This window comes from Arthrobacter sp. Soil762, from assembly GCF_001428335.1.
Taxonomy (GTDB): domain Bacteria; phylum Actinomycetota; class Actinomycetes; order Actinomycetales; family Micrococcaceae; genus Arthrobacter.
The window spans coordinates 241329-256379 of record NZ_LMSG01000018.1 but is presented as its reverse complement, the minus strand read 5'-3'; the positions used below and the strand labels follow the sequence as shown (position 1 = coordinate 256379).

Sequence of the window (15051 nt, the reverse complement as noted above, 5' to 3'; positions counted from 1 at the left end):
TCCCACCCCCAAGTAGGTCGCATTTAGCGTCGTCATTCACGGGTTTGACGACGTCAAATGCTAGTCAGTTGGGGTGGGGCGCTGCCGAATCCGCCGCCGCTTCGCCAACACCAGGAACACACCGCCGACGGCTAGCGCCCCAGCCGCCAGACCGGCGAACAGAATCAGCCCGGAGGCGCCGGTGTTGGCCAGGTCAGCGGCCCGGCTGTCACCCAGCGGACGTACGACGGCGGCGCTGTCACGTTTTGGGGGCAGCGCACCGTTCGTGGCCGGCACCTCGGCCGGGGGCTGAGATTGCGGGGCTGGCTGGGAGGGCTGGCTGACCGGGGCGAAGTCGAAGGCCACGGCTCCGGATGTGCTGAATCCGTTGACCGTTTCGGCCGTGAAACGCAGCGGGCCGGCCACCGCGGGGGCAGTAAAGGACCACGCACCGCCAGCATCCACGGGAACCTCAAGAGGCCCCTGCCCACTCACGGTGATCCTGACCTTCGAACCCGCCGCGACAGCCGACGCCGGAGCCGCGGCCACCATGCCGGTAACGGTCTGGCCGGCGTCGAACGTTGCCCCCGCCGCGGGCGACGTCACCGTCGGCTTGTTGAGGAAGAGTTCCAGCTGGTAGCCGGGAAGTACCGTCAATGAGTCCTGCAGCGTGGCGGCCACGGCGAAGTTTACCGGCGGCGCTTCGTTTGGTTTGGGTGCCTCTTCTCCTGCCGAGTGGGTGCCCACCGCGTAGTTGCCGCTGACCCAGGGCCCGCCGGAATCGCCGCCGCTGGACTGGACATCGAAGGACAGGAAACCGTTGAAGGCCCGCAGGTCTGTCGGATCCGTCGCATAGTTGAGCCCGCCTGCCACATAGATCCCCACCTCGTCGATGGATCCGCAGGACCACGCTGAGGTTCGGCCGGAGCGACAGACCGGCATGCCGATCACCGGGGCGGCCGTTCCGATGATCTTGACGTCCCTGCCGGCCTGCGAGGGATCGTTCCATGTGCTGGCGGCGGGCAGTGGATCGAGGTCGGCGCGAAGCTGACCAATAACGGCGATGTCCGTGCCGACGTTGCCGGGGTCATCATCGTTGCCGGGGCGCAGGACCGAGGTGTTTCCGGGTCCGCCGAACTGGCTGAACCCGAAGGTCCCCAACAGGTCGCTACGGTTCCATTGCGGAAATTCCACGGTGGCCGTTGCCGCGGCGCCGTCATCAGTGCAATGTCCGGCGGTGAGGACGCCCGGCAGGCCTGCCGGGTCAAAAACTGAAAAGCCAGCGGAGCAGATTTCTCCGATGTCGGTGAAGTAGCCCTGGCCACCGGAAAGGTCGGCCTGCGGCGCGAGCGGCGCCCCGGCGTCGAGCTGCACGTTGGCGTAGCGGGCCACAAACTCGGCGGGCGAGATCTTGCCGTCCGAGTTTGGGCTGGTGAGGCTGGGGCCGGTGAGGCTCGAATTTCCGGCGTCGTCGGCCGCATCAGGCACCGTGGCCTCGGACCCGTTGATGCCGCCCGTGCGGACTACGAACTTGCTGCCAGTGAACGCCACGGCCTGCAACCCAGCCGCGCCCACGTCGCGGAGGTACGCCTGGTACAGCTCCTGGGTGCTCCGGGCCAGTTCGGTGCCGGTCGCCGGAGTGCCGGTCGCCTGGGTGCCCGTCGCGGCCGGCGCGTCAGTGTCCTCAGTCGGAGCGTCCGACGGCGGCGCGGCAGGTGGAGCGTCAAGGGTCACGGCCGGGATGGTCGCGCTGAGCCGGGCAATCTCGGCCTTGAGCTCGGCCCCGGTGCCGGCAACCAAAATGCGGCCATCGTGGATCCGTGTTCCGAGGTAGCCGGAGATATCCTGCAGGGCCGCCACAACGTCCGCGGCCTGCTTGCCCAGCTGGCCCGCAGCCGCGAACTCTTCGGGGGTCAGGCCAAGATCGCGGAGGGCAGCTTCCCGAAGGCCGGCGTCGCCGGGGTGGGCGTCGCTGGGCTGCGCGTCACCGCCTCCGGAACCTCCCGCCGTCGGGCGTTCCGCAGCGTCCGCCGAGGAAGGGGCCGGCGACGGAGCGGGCGGCGAAGCGGCCGGCAACGGCTCAACGGCCGGCTGCTCAACAGCCCAGGCCGGCACGGCCCCGAGCCCCACGGAAAGTGCCACTCCGGCAGCCGCTGCTGCCGCAAATACGCATTTCAAACTGTGTGCCATCGCTTTCGTTCTATTCATCTGTATTGCTCCGCCGTGCCATGTACGCGGCGACTCCCGCCACCGCGAGCGACGCCGCCACATACTTCATGGAATTCATGGCGCCACCCGGCTGCCGAGCAGGCTCAGGACGGCGCCCAGTTCGGCCTCGGACAGTCCGTTCCGCAGCAGGAAGGTGCGCGTGCCCAACTCCCGGACAAACTCCACCACGGCCCGGCCGCGCCGCTCCAGCAAGGGCGTCAGTTCAGCGTCGTCAATGTGGCCTTCGCCTGCATGGGGCGGGCCGTGCGTCCGGAAGCGTTCGTTGATGCCTCGGGCGGCTTTGGCGTAGCCGTCCGCAATGAGCTGGTCCGGGTCGCCGGCGAGGTCCTGCAGCATGGCCGCCACCATGCCGCTGCGGTCCCGGCCCGCCGCGCAATGAATGACGACGGCGCCGGCTTCGGCTGCCGCGACAGCGCGGAACACCGCCACGAACTTCTCCGGGTAGAGCCGGACGTTGTGCAGATAATGGGCGGGATCCTTGAGGTACGGTCCGCAGACGGCCGTGAACCGCGGATCATCGGGTTCTTCAGTGGGTGCGGCGACGATCGTGACGCCGGACCAGGCCGCTTCGGTCACGGCAGGGTCGGTGTCCCGGCGCTGCGCTTCACGGGAGTTACGGAGATCAATCACGGTGCGGACGCCGTCGTCGTACGCCTGCCGCCAGCCTGTCTCGGTGAGCCATTCGCGGCGCCCCATCCGGTAAACGCGGCCGGCAACGTGCCAGGCATTCACGGCTCCGTCCCAGCTCACGGCTCCCCCTGTCGTCTCCACCCGGACAGCTAACCACACAGCCGCCACTGCCCGCACGCGCGGGGCAGGTAGTCGGGCAGGGAGCCGCGCTGAAAAACAAGTACTCCGTGCCCGTGACGTGCTTGTGAGCGTGGCGTAGGTTGACTGTTGCATGCCTGTGTTAATTATTCAATTGGATAGTCAAAAAGGGGAAAATCGATGACAGCTTCAGCAGTACGACGGCGACGCTCGGCTTTTGCAGCAGGCCTCGCCACCGTGGCAATGGCTTTGGGCTTCGCGGCCATCCCGGCCGAAGCGGCGCCGGTTCCGGATGTCGACCTCGTGGCGGTCGGCGACTCTTACACGGCCGGGGTGGGTGCGGGGTCTTACATAACGCCTCCCCCGTGTGTGAAAACCGACGGAGGTTACGTCAACATCCTGACAGCCCTGGCCATTGTTGACGACGTTGTCAGCAACGGGGCATGCGGCGGAGCGATCATTCCGGATGATGGACCCGGGGGCATACCTAGCGTCATGGAGCAGATAGCGGCCCTCGACGCTTCCGAGGGACTCTCCGGCCGGACCGAACTGGTCACGTTGACTGCCGGGGCCAATGACCTTGACTTCACCACACCGTTGGCTGTCTGCGCAGTGTCCACCATCGATGTCTGCCTCCAGACGATACAAGCAGGCCAGACCAGGTTTCCCGTCATTCAAGCCGACCTGGTGGAAGCGCTGACCGCCATCCACCAGGCAGCCCCGCGCACCAAAATTGTGGTGTCTGGTTACCCGCTCCTTTTTGATCCCGCAGGCGGGCCGACGCTCCTGACCCCGGACGCGCAAAGGCTGGTCAACGCAGGCACGATGGCTCTTAACTACACCATCACCCAAGCCGTGGCTACCGCCAACGCCGCAGCAAAGGCCAACGCCGTGTACGTCGACGTCACTGAGGAGTTCGCCGGACACGCAATTAATTCAGCCGTGCCGTGGATCAACTTCAATCCGGCCGACCCCTTTGCCCTCCAGAATTTCCACCCCAACGCAGAAGGACATCAGGCATACGCCGACGCCCTCACCGCCGCGGTGAACCTCCAGGCGCTCGCCCGCCGCTAACCCGCTCCGCCAACACGCTCGCCAAGCGCCCCTACCGGCGCTTGGCGAGCCTGTGCTCCAGCCCGTTCCGTACCATCGGCCATTCGTGCTCCAGGATAGAGAACACCACGGTGTCACGCAGGACGCCGTCGCTGGTCCGACGGTGGCTGCGCAGCACGCCGTCCTGCTTCGCACCGAGCCTCGCGATGGCCTCCCTGGACTGGTGGTTCAGCCAGTGCGTACAAAACTCCACAGCCACGCAGCCCAGCGTTTCGAAGGCGTGGCGCAACAGCAGCAGTTTGGAATCCGGGTTGGTGCCGCTGCCGTGAACTGACGCCGCATTCCAGGTGGAGCCGATCTCCACGCGGGGCGTGCCGGCGTCGATATTCATGTAGGTGGTCATGCCGATGATCCGGCCCGGGCCGCCGGTGGCAGGATCGATCAGCCGCGTGGTGAACGGCAGCATGGACCCCTGCTCCTGCATCGCCAGCCTGCGGTCGATCTCCGCCGCCATCCCGTCCGGCGCCGGGACAGACGTGTACCAGAGCTTCCACAGATCGCCATCCTGTGCGGCCGCCACCAGATCATCATGGTGATCGTGCTTCAGCGGCTCAAGAATCACGTGCCGGCCGGTCAGAGTGAGGGGTTCAAAGAGGGTCACCCGGAAATCCTACTCAGCCCAGTCGAAGAATCCCTTGCCGGTCTTCCGCCCAAGCTCTCCGCGGGCCACCTTATCCTTGAGGATCTGCGGCGGCGCGAACCGCTCCCCCAGCGTGGAATGCAGGTACTCGGCGATGCCCAGCCGCACGTCCAGGCCCACGATATCCGTGGTTCGCAGCGGGCCGGTGGGGTGCTTGTAGCCCAGGACCATGGCGGCGTCGATGTCCGCCGCGGAGGCCACCCCCTCCTCCACCATGCGCATCGCCTCCAATGCGATGGCCACGCCCAGCCGTGACGAGGCAAAGCCCGGTGCGTCATTGACGACGACGGCGGTCTTGCCGAGTGCCTCGACCCACTTTTTCGCCGCGGCAGCCAGGCCCGGGGAGGTCTGTTCGCCGAGCACCACTTCGATGAGGGTGGAGGCGGGGACGGGGTTGAAGAAGTGCAGGCCCAGGAAGTTCTGCGGCCGCTTGAGCTCGCGGGCCAGGCCGTTGACGGACAGGGACGACGTGTTGGAGGCCAGGTAGGCGTCATCGGCCAGGCGCTCCTCGATGCCGCGGAGCGAGGTGACCTTCAGGTCCCAGTCTTCGGGAACGGCCTCTACCACCAGCTGGCGGTCCTTGAAGTCGTCGTAATCGACCGTGACGGCGAGGCGCGACACCATCTCATCCAGGTTGCCGTCAGTAGCTCCACGTTCGATGCTCTTGGCGGCTGCGGATTCCACGCGTTCCCGGGCGGCTACGGCGGACGCTTCATCGCGCTCCACCACCAAGACGTTGGCCCCGCTGATCAGGAAGGCGTGGGCGATCCCCGCGCCCATGCGGCCGCCGCCGAGGACGCCAACGGTGGAAGGAAGATTCGGGTTCGTCATGGTTTCTTCTCTGATTTCTTGTCGAGGAAAGCCTGCATGCGTTCAAACTTGGCCTGGGATTCAAAAAGGATCCCCTGTGCCAGCTGGTCAATCAGCGGGTGGGCTTCGGCCGGGGCGTGGAAAACCGACTTTGTAATCCGCACGGCCAGCGGGTCCTGGCGGCCGATCCGGTCCGCCAGGTTGTGCGCGGCATCCATCAGGTCCGGCGCCTCGTGGATTTCGGTGATGAGGCTGGCAGCCAGGGCCTCCTCCGCCCGGAGCACCAAGCCCGCGAGCAAGATCTGCTTGGCCAGCGGCTCCCCCACCAGCTCCCTTAAACGCCAGCTGGCCCCGGCCGCGGCCAGGATCCCCAGCCCTGCTTCAGGGTTGCCGATCCGGACACTGGGCGTTCCGATCCGGAAGTCTGCGGCGTAGGCGAGCTCGGCGCCGCCGCCCAGGCAGTACCCGTCCAGGGCGGCAATGACCGGCATGGGCAGCTTGGCGATCCGCACGAAGATCGTGGAATTGATGCCTTGCAGGGCATCATCGCGGCGCCGCTCGCGCAGCTGGGCGATGTCCGCACCTGAGGCGAAGACGCCGTCGACCCCTGAGATGATCAGGACTTTGGGATTCTGCTCCAGCGCAGCGCAGACCACGTGCAGTTCGTCCACCATCTGCTGGTCGATGGCATTCCGGACTTCCGGTCGGTTGAGGAGGACCACCACGCGGTCCTCCCGCTCCTCGACCAGGAGCGTGCGGAATGCAACGGTGCTTAAGTGTCCGTTCGCGCCGTCCGGGGCGGGCATCAGACACGCTCCAGCAGCATCGCGGTGCCCTGGCCCACGCCGACGCACATCGTAGCCAGGCCGATTTTGGCGTCCTCGCGTTCCATCCGGCCCAACAGGGTAATGGCAAGCCGTGATCCGCTGGAACCGAGCGGATGCCCCAAACTGATGGCGCCGCCGTCGTTATTCACAATCTCCGGGTCCAGCCCGAGCCGGCGCATGCTCGCGAGCGACTGCGTGGCGAACGCTTCGTTAAGCTCGACGGCGCCCAGGTCACCAGCGCTGAGGCCGCTCCGTGCGAGCACTTTCTGCGTCGCCGGGACCGGGCCGATGCCCATGATTTCTGGTTCGCAGCCGGCGGAGGCGCCGTCGATGATCCGGGCACGCGGCGTCAGGCCCAGCCGGGCGATGGCGGCCTCGGACGCGACGATGATGGCCGAAGCACCGTCGTTCAGCGTGGACGAGTTCCCGGCCGTGACCACTGAACCGCCCGGAACCACGGGGCGCAACCCGGCCAGGACATCCAGGGTGGTGCCGGCACGCGGGCCTTCATCGGTGTCCACCACGGTTTCGGACTTGCGGGACTTGACCGTCACGGCCACGATTTCGTCCCTGAAGCGGCCCGCGGCAATGGCGGCGAGGGAACGCTCGTGGGAGCGGACCGCGAAGGCATCGGCGTCCTCGCGGGTGATGCCGTCCACGCGGGCCACTTCTTCGGCTGTTTCCGGCATGGAGTAAGTCATCTTGCCGCCACGCGCCAGCCCGCCCTTCTGGAAGAGGGGGTTGACGAAGCGCCAGCCGATGGACGTGTCAAAGATCTGGCCCGGCTTCGCGAACGCCGTGGCGGGTTTTTCCTGGGCCCACGGCGCACGGCTCATGGACTCTACCCCGCCGGCGATCACCACGTCCGCAGCGCCGGACTTGATCATCTGGCTGGCCTGGATGATGGCGCTCAGCCCCGACGCGCACAGCCGGTTGACGGTGATTCCCGGGATGTGGAGGGGAAGCCCGGCCAGCAGGACTGCCATCCGGGCCACGTTGCGGTTCTCCTCGCCAGCGCCGTTTGCGTTGCCCAGGATGACTTCCTCGATACTGTCCGGGTCCAGGCCCGCTCGGGACACGGCCTCCCGGACCACCAGTGCAGCCAGATCATCAGGACGGACCGCCGATAACGCACCGCCATACCTGCCCACGGGAGTGCGGACGCCGCCAACAAGAAAAGCCTCGACCATAAGAACAAATCCTTTACGCCAGGGAGCCGGAATCTTCGGGGCCGTCCAGTGACCGCCCTATTTACCGACCGTTCGTTCTATAAAGACTACACTCACAGGACAAGGACGCCGAGGTGCCCAGCCAGGAGCGGCGCCAGCAGGCTGAGCTGATAGTCGTCGATCACCACGCCGGCCAGGCTGCCGAGGCCGCTGATGGTCCGGAAATCCGTGCCGCGAAGGTCAAAGTCCTTCAGCCGCGAGCCTGTGAGATCCAGGGTGCCGATGGTGCAGTTCTTGAGCGCCACGCGCGTCCCGGAGGCGGAACCGAGGTCCAATTCGTTGATGATGCAGTCGCTGATGACAACGTCCGTCAGCTTGGAGCCGCGCAGATTCAGGAAGTCCAGCTTGCCGCCGTCGATCCGGACCGACTGCCAGCCGGTCTCATACAGCTCAGCGGAGCCCAGCCGGGGATTGTTCAACTGCACGTCCCGCCACGTGGAGCGGGCGGCCCGGAACACCGGCGCGTACAGCTCGGACAGGATGCAGTCCCGGAACGTGGCCCCGCGGAGCTGGGTGTCATTAAAGGAGACGCCCTGGAACTCACACTCGGCAAAATCCGTGCCGCTCAGCTCCAGACCGTCGGCGACCGCCCGGCTGTACCGGACGCCGTCGTACCTTTCACCACGCTGGAAGTCCGGGGCCGGATCATCCGTGACATCCTCCAGACTGACCGGCGAGAGCCGGGGAGCGGTTACCTTGGGGGCCTTTGCCGCCACTAGAGCGATTCCGCTTTGGCGGCGATTTCCGCCAGGTCCTTCGTGAGCGCCTTGCGTGTCATGCTCATGCCCAGCTTGCCGAAGAGGGTCATGCTGACCTTGCTGAGCAGGGTGGGCTTGACGACGTCGGCGCCGAAGGTCAGCGTCAGGTCCGTCCCGCCGTCGCGCTCGGCCAGGCTGAAGCGCGACGTGTAATCGGCGCCGCCCTGGAGGGCCTTGACCGTGGTGCTGCGGGGAGGATCGGCCTGCGCCACCCACATCTCCACCGTTTCCGCCCGGCCCATCATGGTCCGCGTTTCCTTCCAGCGCGTTCCCTCGCCGTAGGGCCCGTCGCTGAGCATCTGCACGGCGTCGATGCCGGACAGGGTGGAGGCGGAACCCGGGATGTCCGAGATGACCGCCCAGACCTTTTCCGGCGTGGCATGAATGTGCTGGGTCAGGCTTGTACTGTGTTCCATGCATCGAGCCTAGTCGGGGGCTCTGACATTCGACAGGCCGCCGAAAATCGGGTTCCCCGAAATGGTAAGCATGCTTTGTGTTAGGCTAAAAAAGCATTGTCAGATCAACCGGAACGAAAGGCGGCCAGACTCATGGGCCTCGGAGACAAGATCAGCAACGAAGCAGAGCACCTGGGCGGCAAGGCCAAGGAAGCGGCCGGCAACGCCACGGACAACGACAAACTTAGGGCCGAAGGCCAGGCGGACCAGGTCAAGGCTGACGCCAAGAAGGTCGGCGAAAACGTCAAGGACACCTTCAAGGACTAGTCCTCCCACAGTCGAACGGCGGCGGATTCCCATGGGGGATCCGCCGCCGTTCTCGTGTCCGCCGATCGACTGCTCCGTACGGGCCTTTTTGAGGCCTCATAAGGGCGTCTACGGAGCAGTGGGTGGACGGATTGAGCTCGGCGGCTACCCTTGGCCCATGACTTATGTGGACCTGAGTGCCCAGAGTGCCGCTGCCGGCGGTTCGCCTTCGCTCGGCGGATATCTCGCCACGCCATCCGGGCCAGATCCGTTTCCCGCGGTCCTGATGATCCACGAAGCCTTCGGCCTGAACGACCTCGTTCGCGGGCATGCAGACAGGATGGCCCGAGCCGGGTACCTGACGCTGGCGGTGGACCTGTTCAGCGACGGCGGCCCGCGCCGCTGCCTGGTCGGAACCATGCGGAGCATGCTCAGGGGGAGCGGCCGCGCGTTCACCGACCTCGCCACCGCCCGCTTCTGGCTGGCCACTTCGCCGCTGTCCACCGGCAAGACCGGGGTGATCGGGTTCTGCATGGGCGGAGGATTCGCGCTGCTGGTGGCCCGCGACGGCTTCGACGCGGCCTCGGTCAACTACGGCCGCCTGCCCGGCAATCTCGAGGAAAGCCTCCGCGGCGCCTGCCCCATCGTGGCGAACTTCGGCGGCCGCGACATCACTCTCAAGGGCGCGGCCGGCAAGCTTGAGACCGCCTTGGACAACCTCGGCATCGAAAACAGCGTCAAGGAATTTCCCACCGCCGGCCACGCGTTCCTCAATGAAATCGACCTGGGCCCGGCGGTTTTCCGGCCGCTGATGCGGGTCATGGGCATCGGCCCCGACCCGGAGTCCTCCCCCGAAGCCTGGCAGCGGATCAACGACCACTTCGCCCGGCACCTCAAGAGCGTGGATGCCCACCGACCCCCATCGATTGCTCCGTAGGCGCCCTTTTGGGGCCCCATAACGGCGGTTACGGAGCACTCGATGGGGTTAACCACCGACGACGACGGCGGGCCGCCCCCGAAAGGGTGACCCGCCGTCGTCGGACTTCTTAGCGTCCGGGCGCTGAGCGTCCGGCTGCTGAGGCGAAAAGACCTAGCAGAAGAGCTCGCTCTTGGGCTCGTTGTGCTTGACCTTCTGCCAGCCCAGCCACAGGACCAGGGCGAAGAACGGGATGGTGGCCAGGGTCCAGAGACCGAGGTGGAATACCTCGCCGGTCTTGCTGGTCATGGTGTCGAAGCCGATGAGTACGGTGATGGCCAGCAGCGCAATGAGTCCGGCCCAGCTGCTCCAGGTTCCGCCGGGCGCGGGCAGGGAGGAGACCTTGCCCTTCTTGTGGCGCAGCGCGATCTGGCTGGCGAAGATGGCGCCCCAGGTGAAGATCACGCCGATCGATGCCGAGTTGAGCGCCAGGTCGAAGGCGTGTGAGCCGCCCAGCCAGATGTTCAGCAGGATGCCAACGAGGTAGACGGCGCCGATGGCCAGGATGGCGGCGTACGGCACGTGGCTCTTGGACATCCTGGTCAGCCACTCCGGGGCGTGCCCGTTGTTGGCCATGGTCCGGAAGATCCGGCCGATCGAGTACAGGCCCGAGTTGCAGGAGGACAGCGCGGCGGTGATGACGATCATGTTCATAACATCGCCCATCCAGCCGAGGCCCATCTGGCCGAACACGGTGACGAACGGCGAGGTGCCGGCCACGTACTGGTCCGAGGGAAGCAGCATCGCCAGGAGCGTCACGGAACCGACGTAGAACACCACGATGCGGAAGACGACGGCGCGGATCGCTTTGGGAACTTCCTTGGCGGGGTCCTGCATTTCACCGGCCGTGATGCCGACGAGTTCAATGCCGTTGTAGGCGAAAATCACGGCGTTCAGGACGAGGATCATCACCAGCGCACCCTTGGGGAACATTCCGCCTTCGGCTGCGAAGAGGTTGTTCACCGAGGCGTTGCCGTCGCCCACCTGGGCGTTGGTGACCACCATGAAGGTGCCCACGGCAAGGAAGATCACGATGGCGCCGACCTTGAGGCAGGAGGCCCAGAATTCAACCTCGCCGAACGCCTTGACGCTCATGAGGTTGACGCCCACGAGCAGCAGCAGCGCGGCGATGGCGGACAGTTCAACGGGCACGTTGGGGAAGAAGAACTGGAAGTACAGTCCGATCGCGATGAGTTCAGCGATGCCGGTCATGGCCCAGTTGATGAAGTACATCCAACCGGACAGGTAAGCGCCCTTCTTGCCGAACATCTCACCGGCGTAGCTGACGAAGGAACCCGACGTCTGGCGGTACATGATCAGCTCGCCCAGGGCCCGCATCAGCAGATAGGCGATAACGCCGGCAATGGCGTAGGAGAAAATGAGCGCAGGGCCAGTGGAGGCCAGGCGTCCGCCGGCACCCATAAAGAGGCCGACGCCGATGGCGCCGCCCATGGCAATCATGGTGACCTGGCGTCCGCTCAGGGATTTTTTGTAGCCCTCGGCGCTGAGGGTGGAGTCGACGACGGCGGATTGCGCCGTCGGGCTCACGAGTTCTGTGGGGGTACTTTGAGGCACAACAATTCCTTGTGGGTAGGGGATTGGCCGGCACCTCTTGGCAGGGACTTCTCCATCCCGAAAATTCTGTTTCTTGATGTTTCAAGGAATTTTCTGTATGGAAAGTCACAGTACGTCGAAGTTCGCGCGGCCTTTCCATCCTACAAGACTCAAACCGCAGCACGTGACGCGGGCTACACCCGGGCCCGGTTAAGCCAAACTATTGCCACGAATCTGGGGATACTTCAGAACAATGTTCTGTTCGGCATCCTCCTGGACGCTGTACGTGCGCAAAGGTTCGGCACCGGTGCTGGAGCAGCCCGTTTCCAGGCTGAACGTGTGCTGGTGCAGCGGGCACATCACCACCTCCCGGTCGATGGTGCCGTCCGCGATGGGGCCGCCGCGGTGGGGGCAGACCGCGGACAGGGCGCGCAGGGTCCCGTCCCGCAGCCGGAAGACCGCCACCTGCTCGCCGTCCACCCCGAAGGCACGCCCTTCGCCAAACGGGATCTGGTCCACCGGGCCCAGGATGTGGCTGGTGGTGCTGACGGGCTCGGTGGTGCTGACGGGCTCGGTGCTGATCGGATCGGCGCTCATCGGACCGGCACCTGGGGCAAGACCGTGAGCGGCAGGGAGGTGCGGAACTGGCCCGGCGTGAGTGGATCGTCGCGTTCACTCCACGGATCCACGTAGCTGTCCACGGATGCCTGCATGGCGGCGTCCAGTTGCGGGGCGACGCCTTCGGAATCGTCCACGATGACCGCGCGGAGGTGCTCGATGCCCACCCGCGGCACAAAGGAGTACGTCCGTTCCAGCCAGTTGGCCTGTTCCCGGTAGTACTGCATAAAGCGGCCGGCCAGCAGCTTGACCTCCTCGGGGTCGTCCACGGTGGCCAGCAGGTCGCCCTTGCGGATGTGGGCCCCCGCCGCTCCCCCGACGTAAATCTCCCACCGTCCGCCCTCCACAGCCACCACACCCACGTCCTTAACCAGCGATTCCGCGCAGTTCCGTGGGCAACCGGACACAGCCAGCTTCAGCTTGGCCGGCGACTCGATGCCCTGGAACCGGGACTCGATCTCGATGCCCAGCTTCGTGGAATCGCCGGTGCCGTACCGGCAAAAATCCTTGCCCACGCAGGTCTTCACCGTGCGGAAGCTCTTGCCGTAGGCGTAGCCGGACGGCATGTCCAGGTCCGCCCACACCTGCGGCAGGTCCTCCTTGGGGATCCCCAGCAGGTCGATCCGCTGCCCGCCGGTCAGCTTGATCAGGGGAACGTTGTGCTTTTCGGCGACGTCGGCAATGCGGCGCAACTGCTGCACCGACGTCACGCCGCCCTTCATCTGGGGGACCACCGAGAAGGTGCCGTCGCGCTGGATATTGGCGTGCACGCGGTCATTGATGAACCGGGCGTCGCGTTCGTCGATGTACCGGTCCGCGAGCATCATCTTCAGCAACGAGGCCAGGCCCATCTTGGACTTCGCATCCTCGGCGCTCCCCGGAGCCAGGGCCGTGAACACCTGGGACACGGAGCGCAGGCCCTGTTTCCGGATGGCGGCCATCAGGGCCGGCTTGTCCAGCGGGATCCCGGGCACGTAGTAGCTGGCGGCCGGGTCCTCCTCCACCGCGCCGTCGGCGGCCCACTCCACCACCTGCTTCACCAGGAGCTTGCAGGAGCCGCAGCCCTTGCCGGCCCGGGTGGCGTCCATGGCGCCGGAGACCGTGGTGCAGCCGCCCTTCACGGCGGCCACCAGGGCCTTCTTGCTGACGCCGTTGCAGTTGCAGACCTGGGCGCGGTCGTCGAGCTCGGCCACGCCCGCCTCCTCACCCGGCCCGCCGACGTCGAACATCAGCGCGATCCGTTCCTCCGGAAGCGGTAGCCCGCGGTCGTAGGCCTGGGTCAGGTAGGCCACCTTCCGGCTGTCGCCCAGGAGCGTGGCACCCACCATTTTGTTGTCGCGGACCACGATGGACTTGAAGACACCGCGGCTGGGCTCCGAGAAGACAATATGCTCGTCCGTGTCGAGTTCCGGGCCGTGCAGTCCCATGGAAGCCACGTCCACACCTGCGACCTTGAGCTTGGTGGCGGTCCGGGAGCCCAGGTAGGCCGACGATGTGTCGACGCCGGTCACGTGGTTGGCGAGCACCACGGCCTGTTCCCACAGCGGCGCCACCAGCCCATAGACCTCGCCGCGGTGCTGGACGCACTCCCCCACCGCGTAGATATCGTCTTCGTCCTGGACCCGCAGCCGGTCATCCACCACAATGGCCCGCTCCACCGGCAGCCCGCTCAGCACAGCCACGTCCACGTTCGGCCGGATGCCCGCGGCCACCACCACCATGTCGCAGGCGATGTCGTCCCTGTCCCGGAGGCTGACGCCGCTGACCGTGTCCCCCCCGAGGACAGCAGTGGTGCGGCTGGACGTGTGCACCCGGATACCCAAGGCCTCCACGCTCCTCCGCAGCACCGCGCCGCCGTCGGGTCCCATCTGCGCATTCATGAGGTGCCCGCCGGAGTGCACCACCTCCACGTCGATCCCGTGGCTTTTCAGGCCGTAGGCCGCCTCGAGGCCCAGCAGGCCGCCGCCGATCACCACCGCCCGCCGGTGATGCTCCTGCTCCGCATGCTGGACCATACGGCGGGTGTCATCGATGGTGCGGAACCCGAACACACCGTGCTTCACGGACCCGCCAGGTGTGTACAGCCCGTCCATCGGCGGCATGTGGGAGCGGCTCCCGGTGGCGATGATGAGGGTGTCGTACGGTGTCACGCGGCCGTCATTGGAAAAGACGTGCTTCGTGAACTTGTCGATCCGGTCAACACGGACCCCGGCGTGCAGCGTGATGCTGTTCTCGCGGTACCAGGGCAGGGCGTTCAGGAAGATGTCGGCGTCACTTTCCTCGCCGGAGAGGACGTGGCTGAGCATGATCCGGTTGTAGTTGCCGTACGGCTCGTCGCCGAACATGGTGATGGTGAACTGCTCGGCGCCGCCGCGGGCCAGGATCTCCTCCACGGCCCGGGCGCCCGCCATCCCGTTGCCCACCACCAGCAGCCGACGGCGTGGCGCGGCGCCTGCGTGCCTGCCCTGCGGCCGGTCCAGCACGCTGGTCATCAGTGTTCCACCATGCCCAGGTCCACCACCACGGATCCCCCAACACCATCCGGTGCGGCGAGATAGAGCTCCACCACCGAGCCGCCGTCGATGTCCTCCACCACCCGCAGCGGCACATGGACATCGCTCTTGGCGCCGATGGGGAAATAGCGCATGGGCACGCCGTTCCGCATCAGCACCACGGTGATGAGTTCACTGCTGGAATTGCCGCCCCGGAAGTAGAGCGTTTGGTTGATGACGCCGTCCGGAACGTAGTGCGAGAGTTCGCGATGGATGGGGACGGGTTTTTCCAGCCCCGCGCCCTCAAACGGGAAGATGCCCTGCAGGAAAAGGTTCTTGGTGATCACGGACAGATCC

General features: G+C 66.1%; 15 protein-coding genes. 3 read left to right on the top strand and 12 right to left on the bottom strand.

Going from position 1 to position 15051, the window contains the following annotated elements; translation table 11 throughout:
* Positions 1-60: 60 nt before the first annotated feature.
* Positions 61-2169, bottom strand: coding sequence for a S1 family peptidase (locus ASG77_RS13820; protein WP_082576043.1), 2109 nt, complete (start codon positions 2167-2169; stop codon positions 61-63).
* Positions 2170-2262: 93 nt separating this feature from the next.
* Entirely contained in the window at positions 2263-2958 is a 696-nt protein-coding gene (locus ASG77_RS13815) for a tyrosine-protein phosphatase (RefSeq protein WP_235564542.1), read from the bottom strand.
* A gap of 198 nt (positions 2959-3156) precedes the next feature.
* On the opposite strand from ASG77_RS13815, the gene ASG77_RS13810 reads away from it, so the two are divergent.
* Positions 3157-4050: an SGNH/GDSL hydrolase family protein gene (locus tag ASG77_RS13810; protein WP_082576042.1), complete on the top strand. Its 894-nt coding sequence runs from the start codon at positions 3157-3159 to the stop codon at positions 4048-4050.
* A gap of 31 nt (positions 4051-4081) precedes the next feature.
* Here ASG77_RS13810 and ASG77_RS13805 read toward each other — a convergent pair whose 3' ends face one another.
* From ASG77_RS13805 to ASG77_RS13780, 6 genes are all read right to left on the bottom strand, one after another.
* On the bottom strand, positions 4082-4690 hold the full coding sequence (locus tag ASG77_RS13805; protein ID WP_056346415.1) for a GNAT family N-acetyltransferase: 609 nt from the start codon (positions 4688-4690) through the stop codon (positions 4082-4084).
* A gap of 9 nt (positions 4691-4699) precedes the next feature.
* A complete protein-coding gene (locus ASG77_RS13800) occupies positions 4700-5560 on the bottom strand; it encodes a 3-hydroxyacyl-CoA dehydrogenase family protein (protein ID WP_056346413.1) in 861 nt (286 codons plus the stop codon).
* Positions 5557-6345, bottom strand: coding sequence for an enoyl-CoA hydratase/isomerase family protein (locus ASG77_RS13795; RefSeq protein WP_056346411.1), 789 nt, complete (start codon positions 6343-6345; stop codon positions 5557-5559). Before ASG77_RS13795 ends, ASG77_RS13800 begins: the two co-directional genes overlap by 4 nt.
* Positions 6345-7556 (bottom strand): thiolase family protein, encoded by a 1212-nt coding sequence (locus ASG77_RS13790; protein WP_056346409.1) that lies wholly within the window; start codon positions 7554-7556, stop codon positions 6345-6347. Before ASG77_RS13790 ends, ASG77_RS13795 begins: the two co-directional genes overlap by 1 nt.
* Before the next feature lie 92 nt (positions 7557-7648).
* Positions 7649-8311, bottom strand: a complete 663-nt coding sequence (locus tag ASG77_RS13785) for a pentapeptide repeat-containing protein (protein ID WP_056346408.1) — start codon at positions 8309-8311, stop codon at positions 7649-7651.
* Positions 8311-8769, bottom strand: coding sequence for an SRPBCC family protein (locus tag ASG77_RS13780; RefSeq protein ID WP_056346406.1), 459 nt, complete (start codon positions 8767-8769; stop codon positions 8311-8313). Before ASG77_RS13780 ends, ASG77_RS13785 begins: the two co-directional genes overlap by 1 nt.
* 132 nt (positions 8770-8901) lie before the next feature.
* Here ASG77_RS13780 and ASG77_RS13775 point away from each other — a divergent pair, with 132 nt between their 5' ends.
* Positions 8902-9075, top strand: a complete 174-nt coding sequence (locus ASG77_RS13775) for a CsbD family protein (RefSeq protein WP_056346403.1) — start codon at positions 8902-8904, stop codon at positions 9073-9075.
* A 157-nt stretch (positions 9076-9232) separates the two neighbouring features.
* Positions 9233-9991 (top strand): dienelactone hydrolase family protein, encoded by a 759-nt coding sequence (locus ASG77_RS13770; protein WP_056346401.1) that lies wholly within the window; start codon positions 9233-9235, stop codon positions 9989-9991.
* A 153-nt stretch (positions 9992-10144) separates the two neighbouring features.
* Here the strand turns inward: ASG77_RS13770 and ASG77_RS13765 are convergent, their stop codons facing one another.
* The 4 genes from ASG77_RS13765 to ASG77_RS13750 all read right to left on the bottom strand — a co-directional run bounded on the left by ASG77_RS13765 (position 10145) and on the right by ASG77_RS13750 (position 15041).
* Positions 10145-11605, bottom strand: coding sequence for an amino acid permease (locus ASG77_RS13765; protein WP_056346399.1), 1461 nt, complete (start codon positions 11603-11605; stop codon positions 10145-10147).
* A 189-nt stretch (positions 11606-11794) separates the two neighbouring features.
* A complete protein-coding gene (locus ASG77_RS13760) occupies positions 11795-12181 on the bottom strand; it encodes a Rieske (2Fe-2S) protein (RefSeq protein WP_056346397.1) in 387 nt (128 codons plus the stop codon).
* Positions 12178-14694, bottom strand: coding sequence for a nitrite reductase large subunit NirB (nirB, locus tag ASG77_RS13755; RefSeq protein ID WP_056346395.1), 2517 nt, complete (start codon positions 14692-14694; stop codon positions 12178-12180). The genes ASG77_RS13760 and nirB overlap by 4 nt, the downstream gene beginning before the upstream one ends.
* Positions 14694-15041, bottom strand: a complete 348-nt coding sequence (locus ASG77_RS13750) for a hypothetical protein (protein ID WP_056346394.1) — start codon at positions 15039-15041, stop codon at positions 14694-14696. The genes nirB and ASG77_RS13750 overlap by 1 nt, the downstream gene beginning before the upstream one ends.
* Positions 15042-15051: the final 10 nt, after the last annotated feature.